This window comes from Pseudoclavibacter sp. RFBI5, from assembly GCF_002931395.1.
Taxonomy (GTDB): domain Bacteria; phylum Actinomycetota; class Actinomycetes; order Actinomycetales; family Microbacteriaceae; genus Pseudoclavibacter.
The window spans coordinates 1,401,838-1,424,444 of record NZ_PSYA01000010.1 but is presented as its reverse complement, the minus strand read 5'-3'; the positions used below and the strand labels follow the sequence as shown (position 1 = coordinate 1,424,444).

Here is a 22,607-nt window from a genome sequence, read left to right as displayed (position 1 = left end):
GGTGCTATGCCTCGCCCGATCACGTACCTGTACTCGGCCGTCGACGCGCTCGTCGCGGCTGCGGTCGGCCTCGGCGTCCCGCTGATCGCGGTCGTCGCGGTGCAGCTGGCGACGACGGGCTTCGGCAGCGACTTCGCCGCTGGCTTCGAGTATGCGGCGGCCATCTGGGCTCTCTCGCTCGGGGGTTCCGTGGGGGCGGTGCTCGACCCGAGCTCGGGTCTCCTGCCTGCCGGGAGCGAGGCGGTGAGCTTCACGCTGCGGGTCATGCCGCTGGGCCTCACGCTCATCACGGTGTGGCTGGCACACGTGACCGGGGTCCGCGTGCGTGCGGCCTCCGATCTCATCTGGCCCGGCCTCCTCCTCACCGCAGCGGTGTTCGGCGCCGCCGCCGCCGGGGTCTCGATCGCGGCGAGCGCCCGTGGCCTGGACGTCGGCGTCTGGCAGACCGCCATCGTGGGTGCGGTCGTCTTCCTTGGCGCCGCGTTCGTCGGGGCGCGCGGATGGCAGGTCGCACCGTTCGGCTCGATCCTCTCGAACCTCGAGGAGCGCACACGGGCGTCCGTGTCTCAGGGACTGCGGGCGGCCGGCCTCATGGTCACCGGCATCCTCGGTGCTGGGGCGGTACTGCTGCTCATCGCGGTCCTTCTGGGGCTCGCGAGCATCCTGGCGCTCTTCCAGTCGCTCCCGCTCGATGTGACGAGCGCGATCGTGGTGGGTCTCAGCCAGCTCGTGATCGCCGTGAACGGCATCGTCTGGTCTGCGGCGTGGATGCTCGGCTCGGGATTCGCGATCGGCACCGGTTCGCAGGTCACGCCCGTGGAGACGCTGGTCGGTCCCATGCCCGTTCTTCCGCTTCTCGGCGCCATCCCGGCCTCGCCGCCGGTGCTCGCGGTCTCGATCATCGCCGTTCCTGTCCTGGTCGGGCTTGCCGCGATGGTGGGGGTGCGGATGCACGCCCCGGCTGGTGCAGCCCGTGGCGTGTGGGCTCGCGTCTCCGTCGCGGTGATGGCGGCGGCGCTCGCAGCCATCGCGATCGGGATCCTCGCCCTAGCAGCTGGCGGCTCGGCCGGCCCTGGTCGCCTCGCGGAGATCGGCCCCTTCCCCCTGCTCACCGGCGCGAGCGCGTTCGGCACGCTTCTCCTCGGCGCCCTCGTCGGGGCGCTGGTGCCGCTCTCTTCCGAGCAGCTCGAGAACGACGACGAGACCGACGAAGACGACGCCGAGGAAGCCGGCAGGGGCGACCGTGACGGACGAAAGAAGCACAGCCGCACATCCGCCGGCACGCCGACTTCGACGCCGACGGGACGTGACCAGGCGAGCAGACCGCAGCCACGCGAGAAGGAGAGCACGTCACCGGCACGCGCAAGTGCTGCTTCCTCCAAGCGACGCTCACGACGGGATGGCACCGACGAACGCACCTGGGTCGCCGACGCCGTCTCGAAGCGCTTCGAGGACCCGGGTGAGGTCGAGAAGAAGCCCGGCACCGCACTCGAGGTGCGCACCGACGATCAGCCGGCCGAGCGGCAGACGTCCGAGATCCGCCGGGCGAAGCGCCTCAAGGTCGAGAACCCGCGCTACGACGACGAGCCGGACATCTACGCCGACATCGACCTCGACGACTGAGCGGGTCTGACCCGGGAGCCCCGACCGTGCGCAGCGATTAGACTGACCCGGTGCTCAAGGTAGTCGTCCTCATCTCCGGCGCGGGTTCGAACCTGCAGGCGCTGCTCGAGACACTCCGGACCTCCGCCGATTCCGCGTCGCCCATGGGCGCCGAGATCGTGGCGATCGGCGCCGATCGGCCTGCCGCAGGCCTCGCCCTCGCGCAGGAATTCGGCATCCCGTCGTTCGTGGTGCGGCCGAAGGACTTCGCCGACCGTGAGGCCTGGGGAGCGGAGCTGCTCGCGCAGATCCAGAGCTTCGAGCCAGACCTCACGCTGCTCTCCGGATTCATGCGGCTCGTGCCACCCGCCATGGTGGATGCGCTGGCCCCGCGTCTCCTGAACACCCACCCCGCGTACCTGCCCGAGTTCCCTGGCGCCCACGCCGTGCGCGACGCGCTCGAAGCCGGCGTGGCCGAGACGGGCGCCTCCATCATCATCGTCGACAACGGCGTCGACACCGGTCCGATCGTCGATCGCGTCCGCATCCCCGTACTCCCCGGTGACACCGAGGAGCTGCTCCACGGCCGCATCAAGGTCGCGGAGCGCCGTCTGCTGGAAGACACCGTCAGAGGCGTGGCCTCCGGCGAAATCGCACTCGAGGAAAGAGCCAACGCATGAGCAGCCCCGCTTCACACGAATCGCTGACCACCCTCGAGCGGATCGAGCCCAAGCGCGCGCTCGTGTCCGTGAGCGACAAGAGCGGCCTGCTCGAGCTGGCCTCAGGACTGCAGGCAGCCGGGGTCGAGATCGTCTCCACCGGCTCGACCGCGAAGACCATCCGCGAGGCGGGCTTCGACGTCACCGACGTGCAGCAGGTGACCGGGTTCCCCGAGTCGCTTGACGGTCGCGTCAAGACGCTGCACCCCGGCGTGCACGCCGGGATCCTCGCCGACCGGCGGATCGCCGACCACCTCCGCCAGCTCGAGGAGCTCGGCATCGAGCCGTTCGAGCTCATCGTCGTGAACCTCTACCCCTTCGTCGAGACGGTCGCCTCCGGGGCGGATGCTCCGGCGATCATCGAGCAAATCGACATCGGCGGCCCCGCCCTCGTGCGCGCCTCCGCAAAGAACTTCGCGAACGCCACGATCGTCACGTCACCGAGCGACTACGCCAGGGTTCTCGACGAGATCTCTGGCGGAGGTGTGACGCTGTCGACGCGTCGCGCGCTCGCCGCCGCCGCGTTCCAGCACACGTCGAGCTACGACCAGGCCGTCGGCGCGTGGTTCGCGTCGCACATCCTGGAGGTCGAGGCCGCTGGAGCCGCGGAGCCCGCCGCCGGCTCGGCGTCCGACGCGCTCCCGAGCTCCTTCACGATCGAGGGCGACCAGCTCGCCGTCCTCCGCTACGGCGAGAACTCGCACCAGGTCGCGGCCGTGTACGGGCGCGCCGACGGCCGGGGCATCGCCCAGGCCGAGCAGCTCCACGGCAAGGAGATGTCGTACAACAACTACGTCGACGCCGACGCGGCCCTCCGCGCGGCGTTCGACCACACCTCGCCGGCTGTCGCCATCATCAAGCACGCCAACCCGTGCGGCATCGCGATCGCGCCTGAAGGCCTCGCGCCGGCCGAGGCCATCACCGAGGCCCACCGTCGTGCGCACGCCTGCGACCCGGTCAGCGCCTACGGCGGCGTCGTCGCCGCCAACCGCGAGGTCTCGCTCGAGATGGCGCAGACGCTCGCCAAGATCTTCACCGAGGTCGTCATCGCGCCGAGCTTTGCGCCAGAGGCGCTCGAGGCGCTGCGCGCGAAGAAGAACATCCGCCTCCTCCAGCTTCCCGCGGACCCGGCTCCAGAGGAGCGTGAGGTGCGTCAGATCTCCGGCGGCTTCCTCGTCCAGAGCGCAGACCGCTTCGAGCCGAGCGTGTCGCTCATCGAGAGCTGGACGCTCGTAGCCGGGGCCCCCGCCGCTGGGCAGACCGTCGAGGACCTCGAGTTCGCGTGGCGAGCCTGCCGCGCCGTGAAGTCCAACGCGATTCTCCTCGCCGCAGACGGAGCCTCCGTCGGAGTCGGCATGGGGCAGGTCAACCGCGTCGACTCCTGCCACCTCGCCGTCTCGCGGGCGGGGGAGCGGGCCGCAGGGTCCGTCGCCGCGTCCGACGCGTTCTTCCCGTTCGCGGACGGCCTCGAAGTGCTGCTCGAGGCCGGCGTGAGCGCCGTCGTGCAGCCGGGCGGATCCATCCGCGACGAGGAGGTCATCGCGGCCGCCGAGAAGGCGGGCGTGACGATGTACTTCACGGGCGAGCGCCACTTCTTCCACTGATCCGCGCTGATCCGCGCGACTCGCGCGATCTGAGCGTGTCCGCAATCGAGACCCACGAGAGCAGCAATTGAGCACCAAGAACTCCCAACCCGTCACCCGCGTCAGCGAGCTCGACGGCGGAACGCGCTTCAACGCGGCACTCGTCGCGGCGATGGGCGTCGCGTTGGCGACACTCCTCACCTCGCTCGTCGTCATGAACGAGCGAGACCTCACCGGGGTCATCTCGCCGCTCACGACGCTCACCGACACGTTCGACTTCTACTCGCTGCCGGTGCTCCTCCTGCTGATCCTCGTCACGCTCGTCGGCTGGCTCGGGTGGCTCCGCAACTGGTGGATCGCCGCGATCGCCGGATTCGTGCTCGCGCTCATCGCGGGCACGGTCGGCTACGTCGTCCGGCTCGCGACGGGTGGCGCTGAGTTCACCAGCGAGACGTGGTCCGCGATCTTCACGGAGTTCTTCGGGCTCAACTTCGTGTTCCTCGTCTCCGGCACCGTGTTCACAGCGCTCATCGGGCCGACGCTGTTCCGCCGGCAGGTCGCCGAGATGCTCCGGGAGGTGTCCTCTCGCGTCGCGCACGCGGGGGAGCTCCGCCGGTTCGCGGAGTCGAACAGCAAACTGGCGCTCGTGCGCATCCCCGCCGCGAACCCGCAGGATGCCCAGGTCACCTTCCAGGAGCGCGCGGCGGTCGACCGCGATCGCGCCAACGAGCAGTGGGAGTCCTACGTCGCGCTGCTGGACGAGCACGGGTGGGAGACCCGCGAGGTGCCAGCGGCTGAGACCATGCCGGACTCGGTCTTCACCGAGGACCAGGTCATCGTGCTCGGCCAGGTCGCGATCCTGGCTCGCAGCGGGGCGGCGTCCCGTCGCGCCGAGCTGCCTGGCATCCGGGCGGCGCTCGCCGAGACCGAGTTCGTCACGATGGAGATCGAGGCCCCGGCAACCCTCGACGGGGGCGACGTGCTCCTCGCGGGCGACACCGTCTACGTCGGCGCGTCCACCCGCACGAACGCCGAGGGCATCCGCGCGCTGCGCGAGATCGCGCTCGATCTCGGCTACCGCGTCGTCGCGGTGCCCATCACCGGGGCGCTGCACCTGAAGACGGTCGCGACCGCCCTGCCCGATGGGACCGTCCTCGCCTGGACTCCCGCGCTCGAGCAGCCCTCGCTGTTCGGCGGCTACATCGAGGCACCCGAGCTGCTCGGTGCGAGCATCCTGCCGCTGGATGCGGACACCGTGCTCGTCTCCGCTGCCGCGCCGGCGACCGCGAAGCTCGTGAAGCGCCTCGGCTACAACGTCGTCACCCTCGACATCTCGGAGTTCGAGAAGCTCGAGGGCGGGGTCACCTGCCTGTCGGCTCGCGCCTACTAGACGCGACCGCATCCCCGACCACACCACGATCGCTGCCCGGCGTTTCACCCTCTCGCGGTCCCGCAAGAGGGTGAGACGCCGGGCAGCGATTTCGGTCGAACGGCTCTATCGAACTGCTTTACAGCGAGCCGGTTCCGTGCTGGCTGAGCTCCCGCTCGCCGATCGTCTCCCCGTACTGGGTCTCGCCGGTGACGACGAACCCGAGGCTTCGGAAGAAGTCGCCCGGCCCGAGGTCGCCCTCTTCCCAGATGGTGGTCACCTTGTCGAAACCGCGGCGTGCAGCCTCATCGAGGATCGCCGTCACCGCGAACGACCCGACCCCACGGCGCTGGTAATCGGCATCGACGTTCATGCGCATGATCGTTGCCCGGAACAGCTCGTCGGGAGCGTCCTCGTCGAAGTTGGCCATGATGAAGCCCACGACTCGACCATCGAGCACGACGACCCTCGGCCACGACGTCGACTGGCTGACGTAGGCCTCCGAGATGGAGTGCGAGACAGGCGCGACGAACGCCTCCTGGCCTGGTTTCAGTGTGAGCGTGTTGGCGGCGACGATGTTGTCGGCGGACAGCTCTTCGATATACAGCTCGCTCATGGATGCAGAGTAGCGCTCCGTCTGAGTAATCCTCCGAATGCGGCCCCGGTAAGCTGGAGGCAAACCGCGCTCAGAAGGAGAACTCTATGGCGAAGATCAAGGTCGAAGGAACGGTTGTCGAGCTCGACGGCGACGAGATGACCCGCATCATCTGGCAGAAGATCAAGGACACGCTCATCCACCCGTACCTCGACGTGAACCTCGAGTACTACGACCTGGGCATCGAGAAGCGCGACGAGACGGACGACCAGATCACGGTCGACGCGGCGCACGCGATCCAGAAGCACGGCGTCGGCATCAAGTGCGCGACGATCACCCCTGACGAGGCACGCGTCGAGGAGTTCGGCCTCAAGCAGATGTGGCGCTCCCCGAACGGCACGATCCGCAACATCCTGGGCGGCGTCATCTTCCGCGAGCCCATCATCATCTCGAACATCCCGCGCCTCGTGCCGGGCTGGAACAAGCCGATCATCGTCGGCCGCCACGCGTTCGGCGACCAGTACCGTGCCACCGACTTCCGCTTCGCGGGAGAGGGCAAGCTCACGGTCGAGTTCACGCCGGACGACGGCTCCGAGCCGCAGAAGTTCGAGGTGTTCCACTCCCCGGGAGATGGAATCGCGCAGGTGCAGTACAACCTCGACGCATCCATCACCGACTTCGCCCGCGCCTCGCTCAACTACGGCCTCACGCGCGGCTACCCCGTGTACCTGTCGACGAAGAACACCATCCTCAAGAAGTACGACGGTCGCTTCAAGGACATCTTCCAGGAGATCTTCGAGGCCGAGTTCAAGGAGAAGTTCGACGCAGCAGGCATCACCTACGAGCACCGCCTCATCGACGACATGGTCGCGGCCTCGCTCAAGTGGGAGGGCGGCTACGTCTGGGCCTGCAAGAACTACGACGGCGACGTCCAGTCCGACACCGTCGCGCAGGGCTTCGGCTCGCTCGGCCTCATGACGAGCGTCCTCACGACTCCAGACGGCAAGGTCGTCGAGGCCGAGGCGGCGCACGGCACGGTCACGCGCCACTACCGCCAGCACCAGCAGGGCAAGCCCACGTCGACGAACCCGATCGCCTCGATCTACGCCTGGACGCGCGGCCTCGCGCACCGCGGCAAGCTCGACGGCAACCAGGAGCTCATCGACTTCACGCAGGCCCTCGAAGAGGTTGTCATCGAGACCGTCGAGTCGGGCAAGATGACGAAGGACCTCGCCGCGCTCGTCGGCGAGGGCACGCCCTTCCAGACGACCGACGACTTCATGAACTCGATCGCCGAGAACCTCGCAGCACGAGTGTCCGCGTAAGCGACACCCGACCGCACGCGAGGCTCTTGCCTCGGAAGCCCCGCATCCTGCCTCGGCAGCATGCGGGGCTTCTGCGTTGTCCGAATAGGGTGGAGGCATGAGCACCACGCCAGTCCGCATCACCGTCACGGGAGCAGCCGGGAACATCGGCTACTCGCTCCTCTTCCGTATCGCATCGGGCGCCATGCTCGGCGATACTCCGGTCGAGCTCCGGCTCCTGGAGATCCCGCAGGCGGTCAAGGCGGCGGAGGGAACGGCTCTTGAGCTCGCCGACGGCGCCTTCCCGCTGCTCCGATCAGTGGATGTCTTCGACGATGCGGACGCGGCTTTCGAAGGGACGAACATCGCCCTCCTCGTCGGGTCGATGCCGAGGCGCGAGGGCATGGACCGCGCCGACCTGCTCGAAGCGAACGGCGGCATCTTCGCGCCCCAGGGCCGCGCGATCGGGAAGCACGCCGCCGATGACGTCCGCGTGCTCGTCGTCGGCAACCCCGCGAACACGAACGCCGCGATCGCGCGAGCCGCAGCGCCGGACGTCCCGGGCGAGCGCTTCACGGCCATGATGCGCCTCGACCACAACCGCGCGATCGCTCAGCTCGCCGCGAAGGCCGGCGTCGGCGCCGGCGAGGTCTCTCGGATCCACGTCTGGGGAAACCACTCGAACACGCAGGTCCCCGACGTCGATCACGGCACGATCGCAGGTGTCCCGATCCGTGAGCGCATCGCCGAGGACGCCTGGGTCGATGGCGAGTTCGTCACGACGGTTGCCACGCGGGGAGCCGCGATCATCGCGGCGCGAGGTGCTTCCTCTGCCGCCTCGGCTGCATCCGCCGCGGTCGACCACGTCCGTGACTGGGTGCTCGGGACCCCCGAAGGCGACTGGACGACGGCCGCGCTCCCCTCGAAGGGCGATTACGGCATTCCCGAAGGGCTCGTCGCGGGTGTCCCGGTCACGTCCAGCGGCGGCGACTGGCAGGTCGTCCAGGGGCTCGAGCTCGGCGAGCTGACGCGAACGCGCCTCGCGGCGACGGTCGAAGACCTCGAAGCCGAACGCGATACCGTTGTCAGTCTCGGATTCGTTCCGTCGACGTCCTGAAGTGAGAAGAGCTGCAATGACCAATGCCGAACCGGACATCCTCGCGCTCGAGGTGCTGATCCGCCGCGACGGCGTCGGCGAGATTCGGGAAGGCGACTCGGTCGAGCGCATCATCGCGGCCGACGCGGATGAGCTCCGCTCGGCGATCATGACGCGCGTCGTCGACCGTGCGACGCGCGACGAGATCGTGATCGACTTGCGCACGATCGACATCGACGGTGTCTTCCCGCTCCGCGTCTCCCCGGACGGGGGCCTCGTCGAAACGGGGGACGTCGCAGAGCTGGCGCCCGGCGAGGACGAGCTCACCGACCGACTCGCCCCTGGCGCGACAGCGCCCGAGCCTTCGGGCGACCCCGCCACCCAGGACCGCCACGACGAGACGTCCGCAGGGAACAGCGACGGGTTCCTTCCGCAGGGCAACGTGCACGAGACCGTGCGCATCCCGAGGGTCGAGATGATGCACCACGCCCTCGACCAGGAAGCGGAGGTCGCGCAGCCAGCGCCAGTGCTCGAAGCGGGGCTTCCCGAGATCGGACGAGCGCCCGAGAGCCCCGACCAGCATGAGGACGAGGCAGGCTCCCTGACCAACGCGGAGACACCCCCAGTCTGGTTCGAGGACCGGATCGACGAGGACGGCCTCGAGGACACGCAGCCGTGGCAGCCGAGATTCCCGCGGGATGCGCGTCAGATGCGCGAACTCGAGGAGCTCGAACGCGCCGAGTCGGCAGCGCGTGAGCTGGCTCGTCCGAGCACGGCGCCAGAGCCGGCGAACCCGGCCCCGGTCGCAGCATCCGCCACCGCAGGAGCGGTCGCCAGGGCAGCATCCGCGACCGCCCCGGAACGCCGGAAGAGCGACACCTCCGCCCCGACGCTCGCCGACCTGCTCGCCGACAAGCAGGCGGCACCGGAGGCACCGGCGCAGCAGGGATGGCGTAGCGCCCTGCGCCTCGGAACGGGCGGACTCATCAAGCTCGGCCCAGGCGAGGCAGAGCGAGTCAAGCGCGACGAGATCCGACGAGTGCAGCGGCAGTTCGACGGCTCGCGCACCGTGGTTGTCATGAACCCGAAGGGCGGCGCGCACAAGACCACCGCGACCCTCATGATCGCCGCCACGTTCGGTGAGATCCGCGGCGGCTACACGCTCGCCTGGGACAACAACGAGACCCGCGGCACCCTCGGGTGGCGCTCGCACGCCGGCAGCCACCGCAACACGGCGGTCGACTTCCTGCGGCAGCTGCCGAGGTTCGAGGTGTCGGGAGGCGCGACCATCGCCGATGTCGACCGATTCGTGCGACCGCAGGGTGACGCGCAGTTCGACGTGCTCGCATCCGATGACGACGCGGCCTCCGCGGCGATCATCGACGCAGAGGCCTTCTCGCGCATGCACCGCACTCTGAGCCGCTTCTACCGAGTCCTCGTCGTCGACACCGGCAACAACATGCGCGCCAGCAACTGGGAAGCGGCCCTCGACGTCGCCGACCAGCTCGTCATCGTCTCCACGGCCAGAGAGGACACCGCCGCGTCCGCAGCCTGGCTCGCGGACGGGCTCCGCGAGCGAGGCTTCGGGGAGAAGCTCGAGAACGCCGTCACGATCCTCTCCAGCCCCTCCGCGAAGGAAGACCAGGCGCTCAAGGAGCGCCTGCACCACCACTTCGAGCGCCTCACGCGGGCCGTCGTTGAGGTACCGTACGACCACGCCTTCGTCGGCGGCGGCGAGCTCAGCGTCTCGAGCCTCAAGCCAGCCACGCGAGATGCGTGGCGCACCGCGACCGCCGCCATCGCGGAACGCCTCTGACCGAACTCCAGACCTAGGAACCCAGTGCTCACGATCTCCCACACCTCCCGTGCTGCCAGCCCGGAAGAGATGGATGACATCCAGACCGGTCTCAACGACCGCTACGGCGTCGTCCTCTCGTCCGGCGTCGAGTACCCGGGCAGGTACACGCGATGGGACATCGGCTTCATCGATCCGCCGCTCATGATCGAGGGGCGCGGGTTCGCGCTGCGCATGCGCACGCTGAACGAGCGCGGGAACATCCCGTTGCGCGCATTCACCGCCGCCTTCGAGCGCCTCGACGGAGTCACCGTGCGAGTGCTCGCCGACGGCGACGTCGAGATCGACGTCACCTCGCAGCGTGACGAGATCATCCCTGAGGAGCAGCGCACCCGCAGGCGGTCGAGCTTCAGCGTGCTGCGCGCCATCATCGAGACCATGCCGGACGACATCCCGCACCTCGGGCTCTACGGCTCGTTCGGCTACGACCTCGTCCGGCAGATCGAGGCCCTCGAGGCGCCGAACGGCGGAGACCAGCGCGACCTCGTCGTCTTCCTGCCCGACTCCGTGCTCGCCGTCGACCGGCAGCGCGGCGACGCCACCAGGCACGACTTCGAGTTCTCCGACGGCACGACCTCGACCGAGGGGATGCCCCGCACCGAGGTGCTCAGCCCCTTCGTCTCGCCAGCAGCATCCGCCCAGTCGTCTCGCGACCACGAGCCGGGGGAGTACGCGGCCCTCGTCGAATCTGCCAAGGCCTCGTTCGCACGCGGCGATCTCTTCGAGGTCGTGCCAGGGCAGGCCTTCCGCCGTCCCGTGCGCACAAGTCCCGCCGATGTCTTCGCCTACCTGAAGCGCAACAACCCGGCCCCCTACGGAGCCCTCATGAACCTCGGCGGCCAGGAGTTCCTCGTGAGCGCCAGCCCAGAGATGTTCGTCCGGGTCGCCGGCAGCCGCGTCGAGACCGTGCCGATCTCGGGCACCATCGCCCGCGGGGCCGACGCGATCGAAGACGCCGACCGCATCCTCGAACTGCTCAACAGCGACAAGGACCGCTCCGAACTCACGATGTGCACCGACGTCGACCGCAACGACAAGTCGCGCGTCTGCGAGCCAGGATCGATCAAGATCATCGGCAGGCGGCAGGTCGAGCTGTACTCGAAGGTCATCCACACGGTCGACCACGTCGAGGGCAGGCTGCGGCCCGAGTTCGACGGACTGGACGCGTTCGCCACGCACATGTGGGCGGTCACCGTCACCGGGGCCCCGAAGATCTGGGCCATGCGCTTCATCGACGAGCACGAACGCAGCCCCCGCACCTGGTACGGCGGCGCCATCGGCGTGCTCCTCGCCAACGGCGACGTCAACACGGGCCTCACGATCCGCACCGCGATGATCCGCGACGGCATCGCCGAGGTTCGCGCGGGAGGCACCCTCCTCATGGACTCCACCCCGGCAGCCGAAGAGCTCGAGACGGAGATGAAGGCGTCCGCGCTCCTCGAGGCGCTCGACGCCTCCGCCGAGAGCGCCGCCCCCGAGCCCGTCGCAGAGGTCGAGGCAGTGCGCTCCGGAGTCGGGCACCGCATCCTCTTCCTCGACCACGAGGACTCGTTCGTGCAGATGCTCGCCGGGTACATGCGCGAGACGGGCGCGGAGGTGCGCACGGTCCGCATCCCGAAGGGGGGCATCGAGCGCGCGGAGATGGCGCGCATCCTCGACGAGCAGCAGCCGTCGCTGGTCGTCATGTCGCCAGGGCCCGGCGCTCCGAGCGACTTCAGGTCCGCCGAGCTGCTCGACGAGATCGTCGACCGCTCGCTGCCGGTCTTCGGCGTGTGCCTCGGACAGCAGGCCATCGGGGAGTACTTCGGCGCGTCCCTCGGGCAGCTCGGGTACCCGCTGCACGGCCAGGAACGCGAGGTCGTCGTCACCAACCCGGGCTTCCTGGACGCACTCCCCGAACGGTTCGTCACGGGCCGGTACCACTCGCTGCACATCGACCCCGCGACGATGCCCGAGAGCCTCGTGCTCGTCGCCTCCGACGACGACGGCATCCCAATGGCCATCCAGCACCGTGAGCTGCCGATCTTCGCCGTGCAGTTCCACCCGGAATCGCTCATGACCCTGCGCGATTCTGCCGGGAAGCGCATCATCGAAGCCGTCATGGAACGCATCCCGGCCCGAGTCCCCGCCGCCTGAGGCGGATTCGGGGGCGGTGGCGACCTCCCGTCTCGCCGCCGCCACCGGCGCTGCGGCCGTTGGCGTTGCTCGTCCGTGACGCCCCTGGGTGTCGCGCATCTGTGGAGCACTTTTCTGGATCGCGTAGCGCTCCCCGTCCCCCCTCTGGCCAGCTTCCGTGAGGTATCGACGTGTCTGCCCGCAGAGGATGCGTTCCGGGGTTTCTCATCCCGGGAGTTGGCCCCGGTGGACGTGGTGTGCGCTGTGTCATGCGCTGGCGACATGCCTGGTTCCCCATGCGACGCTGCGAGCGCTTCTCTGCTGCGCGGCAGGTCGGCAACGAGTGAGGACGAGCGCCGAGCCCTTCCGTACGTGCACGCGCCCGCCAACTCTCGTGATGGATGGGCGGGGTTGGTCGCGCTCGAAGCTATCTGAGGGCTCTTGTCCCGGAAGCTGGCCGGGCGGGGGAGTCAGCTGCGGGTGCTAAGCGCCGCCGTGAGCTCCCCAGATGTCGCGAGATCGTGCGCCGTCACGCACCACCCGTGCATCCCGACGACGGCCGATCGCTCAGCGAGGAGCGCCGTGAGCTCAGCCGTCGCTCGAGATTGGTTGCGACCGGAGGCTGTCCGCCGCTCACCCGTGCGCCGGTTGATCGCCGCGAGGGCCCACGAGTCGTCGCCGAGGGCTGGCGCTGCGCTGATGACACTCGAGAGCTGGGGGATGGCGCCAACGACGGCCAGCGCTCGGGTCAGCGGCCGCGAGCTCAGCGCCAGGTAGCTCCGGACCGCGTACCCGCCGGCTGCGCCGAGCAGGGTGTGGTCGGGGAAATCGGCCCTCAGGTACCTTCGTTGCTTGCCGTCGCCGCCGGGCAGGGTTCGTCGCTCGCGGAAGTTGCTGATCGTCTTGGTCTCTGGTCTTGAGGCGATCTCCGAACCTGCGAGCGACTTCGTCCAGGCGACTGCCGCTGCGCCGTGCTTCTCGCCGGAACCGAGCATGATCGCGACGTCGATCTCGTCGCCGGGCTTCGCCTCCAGTTCTCCGACGAGCGCCGTGCTGAGACCGGGCGCGAGGCCGGCCCCGAGGACAACTGACGCGCCGGTGGAGTCTGCCGCGCGCCGGAGTGCTGCGAGGTAGGAACCGGTCGCTGAGATGTCGACGAGCGTGGCACCGCCGAGGTGCATGACCATGTCGGGATTCTCGACGCCTGAGGCATTGATGACGACGTGGTGGTGCGGAGCGAGCTGCGCGAAACCGCGCACGTTTCCGCGGAGGTCGACGGTCACGGCGTCAGGGTGTCGCCGCCGGGCTGCCCGAGTCACCTCGTGCCCGGCGATCTCGAGGAGCTCCGCGATGCTGGTGCCGACCGCACCGCTCGCCCCTATGACAAGCGCTCTCATGCGGTGGGCTCAACCTGCGGCCTGGCGCGAACCCCAGCGTCGGGCTTTTGTCTACGGCGGAGGACGCGGAGGTAGAGCTTCGTGAGCTGGGGGACCACCAGGTAGACGGCGAGCACGACAACGATGGCGGTGAGAAGCGCGGTCGCGAGCAGGCCTGGCCAGGTGCCGGTGAATGAGGCCAGCAGCGCGCCGACGAGCGATACGAGCGGGAAGATCGCGAGCCAGGTGATGAAGGCGCGCTCGTGGATTGAGATCGGGGGCATGCGTACTCTAAACGTTCGGTTGGAGATGGAGCCTAGGCTGGGAACAGTTGAAAAGCAACTATGCGGTTGGAGTTGGTACCATTGCCCATGGCCTGGGACACGGAACGAACGAAGCAGCTGCTCCTGGAGTCGGCGACGAGGCACTTCAGCGAGCGAGGCTTCGCGGGATCCAGGGTCGACGCAATCGCGAAGGATGCGGGTGTCAACAAGGAGCGCATCTACCAGTACTTCGGTGACAAGCAGGCGCTCTTCACGAGTGTCCTGCAGCATGCCCTGCTGCGCATCTTCGACGGGGCCGAACTCACCGGTGCCGGACCCGAATCCGTCGGCGCGTACGCGGCAGCGCTCTTCGACCGGTACGACGAGCATCCCGAGCTGCCGAGGCTCCTGGCCTGGGAGGGTCTCGAGACCGAAGGGGGGCTCGCGCTGGGGGAACGCGTCGCGCGCTGCGCGGACAAGGCCGAGGCCATTCGCTCAGCGTGCCCGTGGCTGAGCGAAGCGGAGTCTCGGCACGTCCTCCTGAGCGTCGTCACGCTGGTCAATGGTTGGTGGACGCTCGGACAGCTCCGCGGCATCATGCTGGACGCGACGTCGGAGCACGCCGACCGCCGGTCCATCCTCGCCGCGCAAATTGCCGCGCTCGCGACGCCCGCCACGTCCTCAGTGCCTCAGCCGGGCCAACTTGCGTGATGCATGCGTGTGGCCCGGCGTTTCAAAGTGCGTTCACGTCTCTTCGTCCCGGGAGTAGGTCACATCCTGTTGTGGCGTCTCGAGCGGCGGACGTGGCTGCCGTCGGCGAGGAGAGCGAGCAGCGTGGCCTCGACGCGCGGCCACTCGAACATGATCTGCTCGTAGGTCAAGCGGAGGACTCGAAAGCCGAGCCTGTTCAGCACCAGGTCTCTCCGTCGATCGTTGCGCGAGTCCCACTCGGTCGCATGAAACTCCTTGGAGTCGCACTCGATGATGAGTCGATCGCCGACCAGGAGGTCCACATTGCCGACGCCAGCCACCGTGAACTGCGGATGGACGGCGATGCCGCGGAGCTGGAACCAGAGTCGGACGATGCTCTCGGTGCCAGATTGGCTCCGGGCATCCACGAACCTCAGCTTGGCCTGAGCTGAGAGCGGAACACGGGAGGCGACTTTCGTGAGTGCATCTCGAGTGGTGAGGCGCAGCTGCAACGCAGAGTCGGCCACGATGACAAGATCGCGCGTGGAGAGGCACGGGAGCGCACATTCCAGGGCGAGGTCGATGTCGTCGACCGCGTGCTTCTGTATCGGGCGGGCCTCGAGGACAGACGCGCGGTGTGTGACGAGGGTCCCGGAGTGCAAGCTCGGTGAGGTCGCGCGAGTTCGGCCCGGCGCGCTCGCGGCGAGCCGGACGTGGGCCGCGGCGTGGGGCGGGGTCCAAGCCCCGAGGATCTTCAGCGCCGTGAGGCAGGTTGCTCGCGTGTGCCCCAGCACGGCTTCCACGACGGCGGATGACGCATCGGGCATGGCGTACCACCCCGGCGAAATTCTCCTGAAGGACTCACTTCTGAGCGATGCGTCGAGCTCGCGGCGTGTTCCGCCAGCCGCGTCCCACTCAGTCCGCGAGAAGACTCCACCGCTGGGCGGCGTTGGCGATCGGGTGGCTTTCCGGGCAGGCATGCGCCCATCACAACGCAGTTCGCCTGGCGAGGAGACCAGCAGCCTGCTCGCTGTGGGGATCGCCCTATCCACAGCTTCGGTGCTCCGAAGTGCGCGGTCAGCTTCCGGGATCAGCGTGGGCGGAGAGCCGCCTCCGCGCCCGCCGGGGGTGAATCATCACGGAAGTTGGCCAGCGGGAGCGGCAGTGGCGGAGGTGGAGGCGCGGGCCGCCCGCAGCGCGCGATTCGGCGTGACCGGAGCGATCCGCTCCGATCAGTGGAAGATGATCGTGCGCTGCCCGTCGAGGAGAACGCGGTGCTCCGAGAACCACTTCACGGCCTGCGTGAGGGTGCGAGATTCCTCGTCCTGGCCGATGGCCATGAGCTCCTGGGGCGCCCGCGTGTGGTCGACGCGCACGACGTTCTGCTCGATGATCGGGCCCTCGTCGAGGTCGCTGGTCACGAAGTGGGCGGTGGCTCCGATGAGCTTCACGCCGCGCGCGTGCGCCTGCCGGTAGGGGTTCGCGCCCTTGAAGCCGGGGAGGAACGAGTGGTGGATGTTGATGGCTCGGCCGGCGAGCTCCGCGCACAGCTCGGGGGAGAGGATCTGCATGTAGCGAGCGAGCACGACCAGCTCGATCTGCTGCTCCTCCACGACCTGGAGGATGCGCGCTTCGAATGCCGCCTTCTCGTCGGGTCCGGTGACGGGCAGGTACTCGAACGGCACCTCGTAGAACTCGGCGAGGCCCTTGAGGGCTTCGTTGTTGGCGAGCACAAGCGGCACGTCGATCTGCAGGTGGCCGGAGCGCTGGCGGAAGAGGAGGTCGTTGACGCAGTGTCCGGCCTTGGTCGCGAGGACCAGGGTGCGGACGGGGCGGCCGGCGTTGTCGAGGGAGACCTCCGCGCTGAACCGCTCGGCGACGGGCTCGAGTCGCGCGAGGAGCTCCTCGCGGCTGGCGTCGGTGCGCACGTCCACGCGCATGAAGAAGCGACCAGTGTCGATCGACGAGAACTGCTGGAGCTCCTCGATGTTGCCGGCGGAGTCGACGATGGCTCCCGTGACGGCGTGGACGATGCCTGGCTGGTCTGGGCAGTTGAGGGTGAGCACCCATCGAGTCGCTTCTGGAATCACGAGTTCAGGGTAGCCGTCTTGACGCCACCGTATAGAATCGGACGTGGTCGAGCGGATCGCTCGGCCCCCGGCGTGCCGGTATGCACGCAGTCGACTCCCTGACGAGGTTTCCCGCTCGTCCGGAGTGCGCCGTTCGGATCCTGCGAATGACTTCTCTCACTTCTTCTCCGCTGACGTCTGCCCCCAAGCTGCCGCTCGTCCCTCTCATCGCGCTCGCGTTCTCGACGTTCATCAGCGTCACGATCGAGATGCTCCCGACCGGGCTGCTCGAGCTCATGACGGTCGATCTGGGCGCGACTCGCGCGGAGATCGGCTGGCTGATGACGATCTTCGCGTTCACGGTCGTGTTGACGAGCACGCCGCTGACGGCACTCACGAAGCGTGTTCCGCGTCATGCCCTGCTGGTCGTCGTGCTCGCGGTGTTCGCGATCGGCTCGATCGCGTCGGCGTTCGCGCCCACGTATGCGTGGCTCGTCGTGACGCGTGTCATCACGGGCCTCGCGCACGGCGTGTTCTGGGCGGTCGTCGCCTCGTACATCTCGCTCATCGCCCCGAGGGAGCTGCTCACGCGCGCTGTCTCGATCACGCTGGGCGGCGGGGCGATTGCCTACGTCCTCGGCGTTCCGATCGGCACGGCGCTGGGTCAGGCGTTCGGCTGGCGCTTCGCGTTCGGCTCGCTTGCGGTCATCACGCTGCTCGTCGCGGTGCTCCTCTGGTTCCTGCTGCCTCGGGTGAATCACCTCGACGACTCGTTCTCCACGCGGCCCATCGCGCTTCCGGATGACTCCGACGGGCCTGCGGTGCCGGTGAAGCGCATCCGCTTCGCGCAGCGTTCCCTGCTGACGGTGATCCTGCTGTGCGTCATCACGCTGATCACGATGACCGCCCAGTACGCGTTCTACTCGTACATCTCGCCGTACTCGCTCGACGTGATCGGCTTCCCGGTCGAGACGCTGAGCCTCGTGCTCTTCGCGTACGGCATCGCGTCTGCGGGTGGCACTGCGCTGGCCGGCGTGGTGTTCACGGCGCGGCCGCGGGTGGGGCTGGCGACGGGCTACCTCTTGATGCTCATCGCGGTGACCCTGTTGCTCTTCGCGCACGACACGACGGTCGCGCTCATCGCGCTGGTCATCTGGGGTCTCGGGATGGGCGTGCTGCCGCCGCTGCTGCAGTCCCGCATCCTGAACGCGGCCCCGTCTCGCCACCGCGACCTGTCGAGCGCCCTGTACACGTCTGGCTTCAACTTCGGCATCGGCTCGGGTGCGCTGGTCGGCGGTCTGCTGCTGGATGCGGCGGGGCTCGTGGCGCTGCCCGTGTTCTTCATCGCGATGGTCGGCTTGGGGCTTGTGAGCGCCCTGGTGCTCGACGCGGTGCTGGCTCGGCGCCCGCTCCAGCAGTCGAGCTGAGCTCGGTCGAGCTGAGGTCGTCGGCGACCCTCTGCAGTCCGTCGCGGACGGCGGCGATGGTCGGCGATGCGGCGCTCGCGGTGCGGATGGACGTGAAGATCTCGCGTCGTGGGACGCCCGTCAGCGGCAGGAAGCGCACGTTGGGGGCGGCGTGCGCCCAGGTGAGGTCGTTGAGGATGCCAACTGCGTGCCCGGTCTCGATGAAGCGCATCTGCGCCTGCAGGTCGGCGGTCTCGTAGCGGACGTCCGGCTCGAAGCCGGCGACGCGGCACTGCTGCTCGCCCCAGTGGCGCGACGCGGAGCCCTGCGGTTCCATGACCCAGGCGAGGTCTCTGGTGTCGGCGAGCGTGGTCACGGGGGAGTCGACGGGCACGGCGAGACGGAGGGCGTCGTCGGTGAGGAGGCGCTTGTCGAGGCCGGGGTGGTGCGGGGCGGCGTGGCCCGGGTACTGCTCCGCGACGACGACGTCGAAGTCGCCGGCGAAGGTGTCGAACAGCGCCGACTCCGGTTCGTGCTGCACCATCTCGATGCGGAGCCCTGGGTGCTCTTCGGCGAGCACGCGAAGCAGCGGTGGGATGAGGGTGAGCGCCGCGGATTGGAAGACGGCGAGGCGGACGGTGCCGACGGCGCTGGTGAAGGAGGCGAGCACTTCCTGCTCGGCGATCTCGAGGCGTTCGAGGATCTCAGCGGTGTGTCCGGCGAGGATCTCGGCCTGCTGGGTGAGCTGCACACGGCGTCCGTGCTTGCGGAGGAGTTCGACGCCGAGCTCGGCCTCGAGTGCTGAGAGCTGCTGGGAGACGGCCGACGGAGAGAAGTTGAGGGCCTTGGCGACTTCGGCCAGGGTGCCGCGCAGCTGCACTTCGCGGAGGAGTCGGAGCTTGCGTACGTCGAGCATGATCAATCATCACACGTGCTGATGAAAACGCGTCAATTTCCTTCACTTTACCTAACGGAAGTCCGGTGCTGATACTGGGTCACATGACCGCCACCGTGACGCCTGTCTTCCCCGCAGATTCCCTCACCGACCTCGCGCCGGAGGCAGTCGCACTCGTGCGTCGCTGGCTCACGGAGGCCGCCGAGATCCCGGTGGATGCATCCGCCGCTCAGCTCGCCGGAGTGCTCAAGGACCCGCGGGGGCTCGACTTCACGGTCGGCTTCGTCGACGGCGTCGTGCGCCCCGAGGACCTCAAGGTCGCGGCACGCAAGCTCGGCTCGATCGCCGACGAGGTGCCCGGATTCCTGCCCTGGTACATGAAGAGCGCCGTGCGCGTCGGAGGCGCCGTGGCCCCGATCCTTCCCGGGGTCGTCGTGCCGGTGGCCCGCAAGGTGCTCCGCGACATGGTCGGCCACCTCATCATCGACGCGACGGACGCGAAGCTGGGGCCGGCCATCGAGCAGATCCGGGGCAAGGGCGTGCGGCTCAACCTGAACCTGCTCGGCGAGGCCGTGCTGGGCAAGAAGGAGGCGGCCCGCCGCCTCGAGGGCACCACGAAGCTCCTCGCGCGCGACGACGTCGACTACGTCTCGATCAAGGTCTCCTCGACGACGGCACCGCACCAGCCGTGGGCGTTCGAGGAAGCCGTCACCGACGTCGTCGAGGAGCTCACGCCCCTGTACCGCCTCGCGGTCGAGAGCCCGAACCGCAAGTTCATCAACCTCGACATGGAGGAGTACAAGGATCTCGAGATGACCATGGCGGTCTTCACGCGCATCCTGGACGCCCCCGAGTTCCTGAGCCTCGAGGCCGGCATCGTGCTGCAGGCCTACCTGCCAGACGCGCTGTCGGCGATGATGCGCCTGCAGGAATGGTCGGCGGAGCGCGTCGCCCGCGGCGGCGCCCCCATCAAGGTGCGCCTCGTGAAGGGCGCGAACCTGCCGATGGAGCGTGTCGAGGCGTCCCTGCACGGCTGGCCCCTCGCGACCTGGGGGACGAAGCAGGACTCCGACACGAGCTACAAGCGCGTGATCGACTACGCCCTCACCCCGGAGCGGGTGAAGAACGTGCGCGTCGGCGTCGCGGGCCACAACCTCTTCGACGTCGCCTTCTCCTGGTTGCTCGCGAAGCGCCGGGGAGCGACGGACGGCATCGAGTACGAGATGCTCCTCGGCATGGCGCAGAGCCAGGCTGAGGTCGTCAAGCGCGAGGTCGGCGGGCTCCTCCTCTACGTGCCGGTCGTGCACCCGCAGGAGTTCGACGTGGCCATCGCGTATCTCATCCGTCGTCTCGAGGAGGGGGCGAGCCAGGACAACTTCATGTCGGCGGTGTTCGAGCTGGCCGACAACGAGGAGCTGTTCGAGCGCGAGTCGCAGCGGTTCGTCGCCTCCCTCGATGCGCTCGACCGCGTCGTCCCTCCCAGCAACCGAGTGCAGGACCGCACTGCCGAGCCGGTGGCGCTGCCAGCCGACCGCTTCGAGGAGACGCCGGACACGGATCCGTCGCTCCCCGCGAACCAGGCCTGGGCGCGCGGCATCCGCGAGCGTGCGCGGGCTTCGACCCTCGGCGCGGAGACGATCGACGCCAACACGGTCGGCACGCTCGGCGAACTGGATGCACGGGTCACGCGTGCCGTCGCGGGCAGCCAGTCGTGGGGTGCGCTGTCCGGCGCGGAACGCGCGGAGGTGCTGCACCGGGCTGGTGACGCGCTGGAGCGTCGACGCGCGGACCTCATGGAGGTGGCTGCGTCGGAGGCCGGGAAGACGCTCGACCAGTCGGACCCCGAGATCTCGGAGGCGATCGACTTCGCCCATTACTACGCGGAACTCGCGCGCGGTCTCGACGCCGTCGACGGTGCGTCGTTCGTGCCGTCGAAGGTCATCGTCGTGACGCCGCCCTGGAACTTCCCCATCGCGATTCCAGCGGGGTCGACGCTCGCCGCGCTCGCGGCCGGCGCGTCCGTCATCATCAAGCCCGCGCGGCCAGCTGCGCGCTGCGGCGCCGTCATGGTCGAGGCGCTCTGGGAGGCGGGGGTGCCGCGTGAGGTGCTGCAGTACGTGCAGTTCTCGGACCGTGAGCTCGGCAGTGAGCTCATCAAGAACCCCTCGGTCGATCGCGTCATCCTGACGGGCGGCATCGAGACCGCTGCGCTGTTCCGTTCGTTCCGCCCCGAGCTGCCGCTGCTCGCGGAGACGAGTGGCAAGAACGCCATCATCGTCACGCCGAGCGCCGATTACGACCTGGCTGCGAAGGACGTCGTCGCCTCGGCATTCGGTCACGCCGGCCAGAAGTGCTCCGCATCGTCGCTCGTGGTGCTCGTCGGGCAGGCGCAGCGTTCGCGCCGCTTCCGCGAGCAGCTCCTCGACGCGGTGCGCTCCCTCACGGTCGGCTATCCGTGGGATGCCGCATCGCAGATGGGGCCGATCATCACGCCAGCCTCCGGGAAGCTGCTCGACGGACTCACGAATCTCGGGGCGGGGGAACGGTGGGCAGTGGAGCCGAAGCAGCTCGACGACAGCGGCAAGCTCTGGAGTCCTGGAGTGCGGGTGGGCGTGGAGCGCGGTTCCGAGTTCCACCTCGTCGAGTACTTCGGCCCGATCCTCGGCATCATGACGGCCGACACGCTCGAGGAGGCCATCGAGATCGTCAACGAGGTCGACTACGGACTGACCTCGGGCATCCACTCGCTCGACCGCGGCGAGGTCTCGCAGTGGCTCGACACCATCCAGGCGGGCAACCTCTACGTCAACCGCGGCATCACGGGCGCCATCGTGCAGCGTCAGCCGTTCGGCGGCTGGAAGAAGTCGGTCGTGGGATGCACGACCAAGGCGGGCGGGCCGAACTACCTCGTCGGTCTCGGCACGTGGCAGCGGTCGGCCTCCGCCCTCTCGGCTCCCATCGTCGATGCCGGCGCGCAGTCGCTGCTCGACGCGGCGAAGGCGGTCGCGAAGGCGAACCCTTCTGCGCTCTCCGACGCCGACACGGTGATGCTCGAGCGTGCGCTCGGCAGCGACGCCCGCGCCTGGGCTGAGGAGTTCGGACGTGACCGCGACGTGCAGGCGCTGTATGCGGAGCGAAACGTGTTCCGCTACCTGACGTTCCCCGGCGAGATCGTCGTGCGGCTCTCCGAGGATGCCCGGGTCGCGGATCTCCTTCGGGTGATCTCGGCGGGTCTCGTCGCGAGTGCTCGTCTGCGCGTGTCGACGGGTGTTGCCCTGCCGTCCTCGGCGAAGGCTGCCCTCGCCGGCGCCGGCGTGCCGATGCGAACCGAGAGCGATGCAGAGTTCCTCGGCTCGGCTGGCTCGCTGCATGCCGGGCGCATGCGCATGATCGGCGGCGATCCCGTGGCGCTTGCACGAGCCGTGGATGGCCGTGTCGACCTCGCCATCTATTCGGGAGAGGTGACCGAGGCCGGCCGCGTGGAGCTGCTGCCGTTCCTGCGAGAGCAGGCTGTCTCGATTACCGCGCACCGTTTCGGAACGCCGAATGGGCTCACGGAGGGGCTTCTCTCGCGCTGAACTGACGTCGCTGCATTCGCCTCCATTTCGACCGTCGGGTAATTCTCGGTATCCTTGCGTGAAGTTCGGGCGGTTGTTTTCGGGGGTATTCG

At 68.7% G+C, this 22,607-nt stretch carries 17 protein-coding genes; 11 read left to right on the top strand and 6 right to left on the bottom strand.

Features of this window, described 5'->3' with window-relative positions:
- The first annotated feature begins 6 nt into the window (after window positions 1-6).
- The 4 genes from C5E06_RS13490 to C5E06_RS19670 all read left to right on the top strand — a co-directional run bounded on the left by C5E06_RS13490 (window position 7) and on the right by C5E06_RS19670 (window position 5,294).
- Window positions 7-1,623 carry a DUF6350 family protein gene (locus C5E06_RS13490; RefSeq protein WP_104307148.1) on the top strand — a complete coding sequence of 539 codons (1,617 nt, stop codon included), beginning with the start codon at window positions 7-9 and terminating at the stop codon, window positions 1,621-1,623.
- Between the two features lie 50 nt (window positions 1,624-1,673).
- The gene (gene purN / locus C5E06_RS13485; protein ID WP_104299407.1) at window positions 1,674-2,282 is read left to right on the top strand and encodes a phosphoribosylglycinamide formyltransferase; all 609 of its coding nucleotides are present in this window, start codon (window positions 1,674-1,676) and stop codon (window positions 2,280-2,282) included.
- Window positions 2,279-3,925 carry a bifunctional phosphoribosylaminoimidazolecarboxamide formyltransferase/IMP cyclohydrolase gene (purH, locus tag C5E06_RS13480; RefSeq protein ID WP_104307147.1) on the top strand — a complete coding sequence of 549 codons (1,647 nt, stop codon included), beginning with the start codon at window positions 2,279-2,281 and terminating at the stop codon, window positions 3,923-3,925. The genes purN and purH overlap by 4 nt, the downstream gene beginning before the upstream one ends.
- A gap of 67 nt (window positions 3,926-3,992) precedes the next feature.
- Window positions 3,993-5,294: a dimethylarginine dimethylaminohydrolase family protein gene (locus tag C5E06_RS19670; RefSeq protein ID WP_258067613.1), complete on the top strand. Its 1,302-nt coding sequence runs from the start codon at window positions 3,993-3,995 to the stop codon at window positions 5,292-5,294.
- A gap of 118 nt (window positions 5,295-5,412) precedes the next feature.
- Here the strand turns inward: C5E06_RS19670 and C5E06_RS13470 are convergent, their stop codons facing one another.
- Complete coding sequence (locus tag C5E06_RS13470; RefSeq protein ID WP_104242574.1) at window positions 5,413-5,889, bottom strand: GNAT family N-acetyltransferase; 477 nt, start codon at window positions 5,887-5,889, stop codon at window positions 5,413-5,415.
- Window positions 5,890-5,975: 86 nt separating this feature from the next.
- Here C5E06_RS13470 and C5E06_RS13465 point away from each other — a divergent pair, with 86 nt between their 5' ends.
- From C5E06_RS13465 to C5E06_RS13450, 4 genes are all read left to right on the top strand, one after another.
- Window positions 5,976-7,193: an NADP-dependent isocitrate dehydrogenase gene (locus C5E06_RS13465; RefSeq protein WP_104242572.1), complete on the top strand. Its 1,218-nt coding sequence runs from the start codon at window positions 5,976-5,978 to the stop codon at window positions 7,191-7,193.
- 97 nt (window positions 7,194-7,290) lie between these two features.
- Entirely contained in the window at window positions 7,291-8,289 is a 999-nt protein-coding gene (locus tag C5E06_RS13460; RefSeq protein WP_104307146.1) for a malate dehydrogenase, read from the top strand.
- Window positions 8,290-8,305: 16 nt separating this feature from the next.
- The gene (locus C5E06_RS13455; protein WP_104307145.1) at window positions 8,306-10,084 is read left to right on the top strand and encodes a chromosome partitioning protein; all 1,779 of its coding nucleotides are present in this window, start codon (window positions 8,306-8,308) and stop codon (window positions 10,082-10,084) included.
- A 24-nt stretch (window positions 10,085-10,108) separates the two neighbouring features.
- Window positions 10,109-12,259 (top strand): anthranilate synthase component I, encoded by a 2,151-nt coding sequence (locus C5E06_RS13450; protein ID WP_258067610.1) that lies wholly within the window; start codon window positions 10,109-10,111, stop codon window positions 12,257-12,259.
- A 449-nt stretch (window positions 12,260-12,708) separates the two neighbouring features.
- Here C5E06_RS13450 and C5E06_RS13445 read toward each other — a convergent pair whose 3' ends face one another.
- Window positions 12,709-13,635, bottom strand: coding sequence for an NAD-dependent epimerase/dehydratase family protein (locus C5E06_RS13445; protein WP_104307144.1), 927 nt, complete (start codon window positions 13,633-13,635; stop codon window positions 12,709-12,711).
- Window positions 13,632-13,898, bottom strand: coding sequence for a hypothetical protein (locus C5E06_RS13440; protein WP_104307143.1), 267 nt, complete (start codon window positions 13,896-13,898; stop codon window positions 13,632-13,634). Before C5E06_RS13440 ends, C5E06_RS13445 begins: the two co-directional genes overlap by 4 nt.
- Window positions 13,899-13,985: 87 nt before the next feature.
- Here C5E06_RS13440 and C5E06_RS13435 point away from each other — a divergent pair, with 87 nt between their 5' ends.
- Complete coding sequence (locus tag C5E06_RS13435) at window positions 13,986-14,588, top strand: TetR/AcrR family transcriptional regulator (RefSeq protein ID WP_181062979.1); 603 nt, start codon at window positions 13,986-13,988, stop codon at window positions 14,586-14,588.
- Window positions 14,589-14,647: 59 nt separating this feature from the next.
- On the opposite strand, the gene C5E06_RS13430 is transcribed toward C5E06_RS13435, so the two are convergent.
- Both C5E06_RS13430 and purU read right to left on the bottom strand, forming a co-directional pair.
- Entirely contained in the window at window positions 14,648-15,394 is a 747-nt protein-coding gene (locus C5E06_RS13430; RefSeq protein ID WP_181062978.1) for an endonuclease domain-containing protein, read from the bottom strand.
- 405 nt (window positions 15,395-15,799) lie between these two features.
- Window positions 15,800-16,657, bottom strand: a complete 858-nt coding sequence (gene purU / locus C5E06_RS13425) for a formyltetrahydrofolate deformylase (protein ID WP_374953203.1) — start codon at window positions 16,655-16,657, stop codon at window positions 15,800-15,802.
- Between the two features lie 146 nt (window positions 16,658-16,803).
- On the opposite strand from purU, the gene C5E06_RS13420 reads away from it, so the two are divergent.
- Entirely contained in the window at window positions 16,804-18,063 is a 1,260-nt protein-coding gene (locus tag C5E06_RS13420; protein WP_104307140.1) for an MFS transporter, read from the top strand.
- Here the strand turns inward: C5E06_RS13420 and C5E06_RS13415 are convergent.
- Complete coding sequence (locus C5E06_RS13415) at window positions 17,978-18,958, bottom strand: LysR family transcriptional regulator (protein WP_104307303.1); 981 nt, start codon at window positions 18,956-18,958, stop codon at window positions 17,978-17,980. The genes C5E06_RS13420 and C5E06_RS13415 overlap by 86 nt on opposite strands.
- Window positions 18,959-19,041: 83 nt before the next feature.
- On the opposite strand from C5E06_RS13415, the gene C5E06_RS13410 reads away from it, so the two are divergent.
- On the top strand, window positions 19,042-22,515 hold the full coding sequence (locus C5E06_RS13410) for a proline dehydrogenase family protein (RefSeq protein WP_104307139.1): 3,474 nt from the start codon (window positions 19,042-19,044) through the stop codon (window positions 22,513-22,515).
- The last annotated feature ends 92 nt before the right edge of the window (window positions 22,516-22,607 follow it).

What these genes read in the sequence shown, in the direction of transcription:
- C5E06_RS13470 (WP_104242574.1), bottom strand. Translation starts at nt 5,889, where the DNA reads ATGAGCGAGCTGTATATCGAAGAGCTGTCCGCCGACAACATCGTCGCC.
- C5E06_RS13455 (WP_104307145.1), top strand. Translation starts at nt 8,306, where the DNA reads ATGACCAATGCCGAACCGGACATCCTCGCGCTCGAGGTGCTGATCCGC.
- C5E06_RS13465 (WP_104242572.1), top strand. Translation starts at nt 5,976, where the DNA reads ATGGCGAAGATCAAGGTCGAAGGAACGGTTGTCGAGCTCGACGGCGAC.
- C5E06_RS13410 (WP_104307139.1), top strand. Translation starts at nt 19,042, where the DNA reads ATGACCGCCACCGTGACGCCTGTCTTCCCCGCAGATTCCCTCACCGAC.
- C5E06_RS13415 (WP_104307303.1), bottom strand. Translation starts at nt 18,958, where the DNA reads ATGCTCGACGTACGCAAGCTCCGACTCCTCCGCGAAGTGCAGCTGCGC.
- C5E06_RS13430 (WP_181062978.1), bottom strand. Translation starts at nt 15,394, where the DNA reads ATGCCCGATGCGTCATCCGCCGTCGTGGAAGCCGTGCTGGGGCACACG.
- C5E06_RS13460 (WP_104307146.1), top strand. Translation starts at nt 7,291, where the DNA reads ATGAGCACCACGCCAGTCCGCATCACCGTCACGGGAGCAGCCGGGAAC.
- C5E06_RS13445 (WP_104307144.1), bottom strand. Translation starts at nt 13,635, where the DNA reads ATGAGAGCGCTTGTCATAGGGGCGAGCGGTGCGGTCGGCACCAGCATC.
- purH (WP_104307147.1), top strand. Translation starts at nt 2,279, where the DNA reads ATGAGCAGCCCCGCTTCACACGAATCGCTGACCACCCTCGAGCGGATC.
- C5E06_RS13490 (WP_104307148.1), top strand. Translation starts at nt 7, where the DNA reads ATGCCTCGCCCGATCACGTACCTGTACTCGGCCGTCGACGCGCTCGTC.
- C5E06_RS13435 (WP_181062979.1), top strand. Translation starts at nt 13,986, where the DNA reads ATGGCCTGGGACACGGAACGAACGAAGCAGCTGCTCCTGGAGTCGGCG.
- C5E06_RS13420 (WP_104307140.1), top strand. Translation starts at nt 16,804, where the DNA reads ATGACTTCTCTCACTTCTTCTCCGCTGACGTCTGCCCCCAAGCTGCCG.
- C5E06_RS13440 (WP_104307143.1), bottom strand. Translation starts at nt 13,898, where the DNA reads ATGCCCCCGATCTCAATCCACGAGCGCGCCTTCATCACCTGGCTCGCG.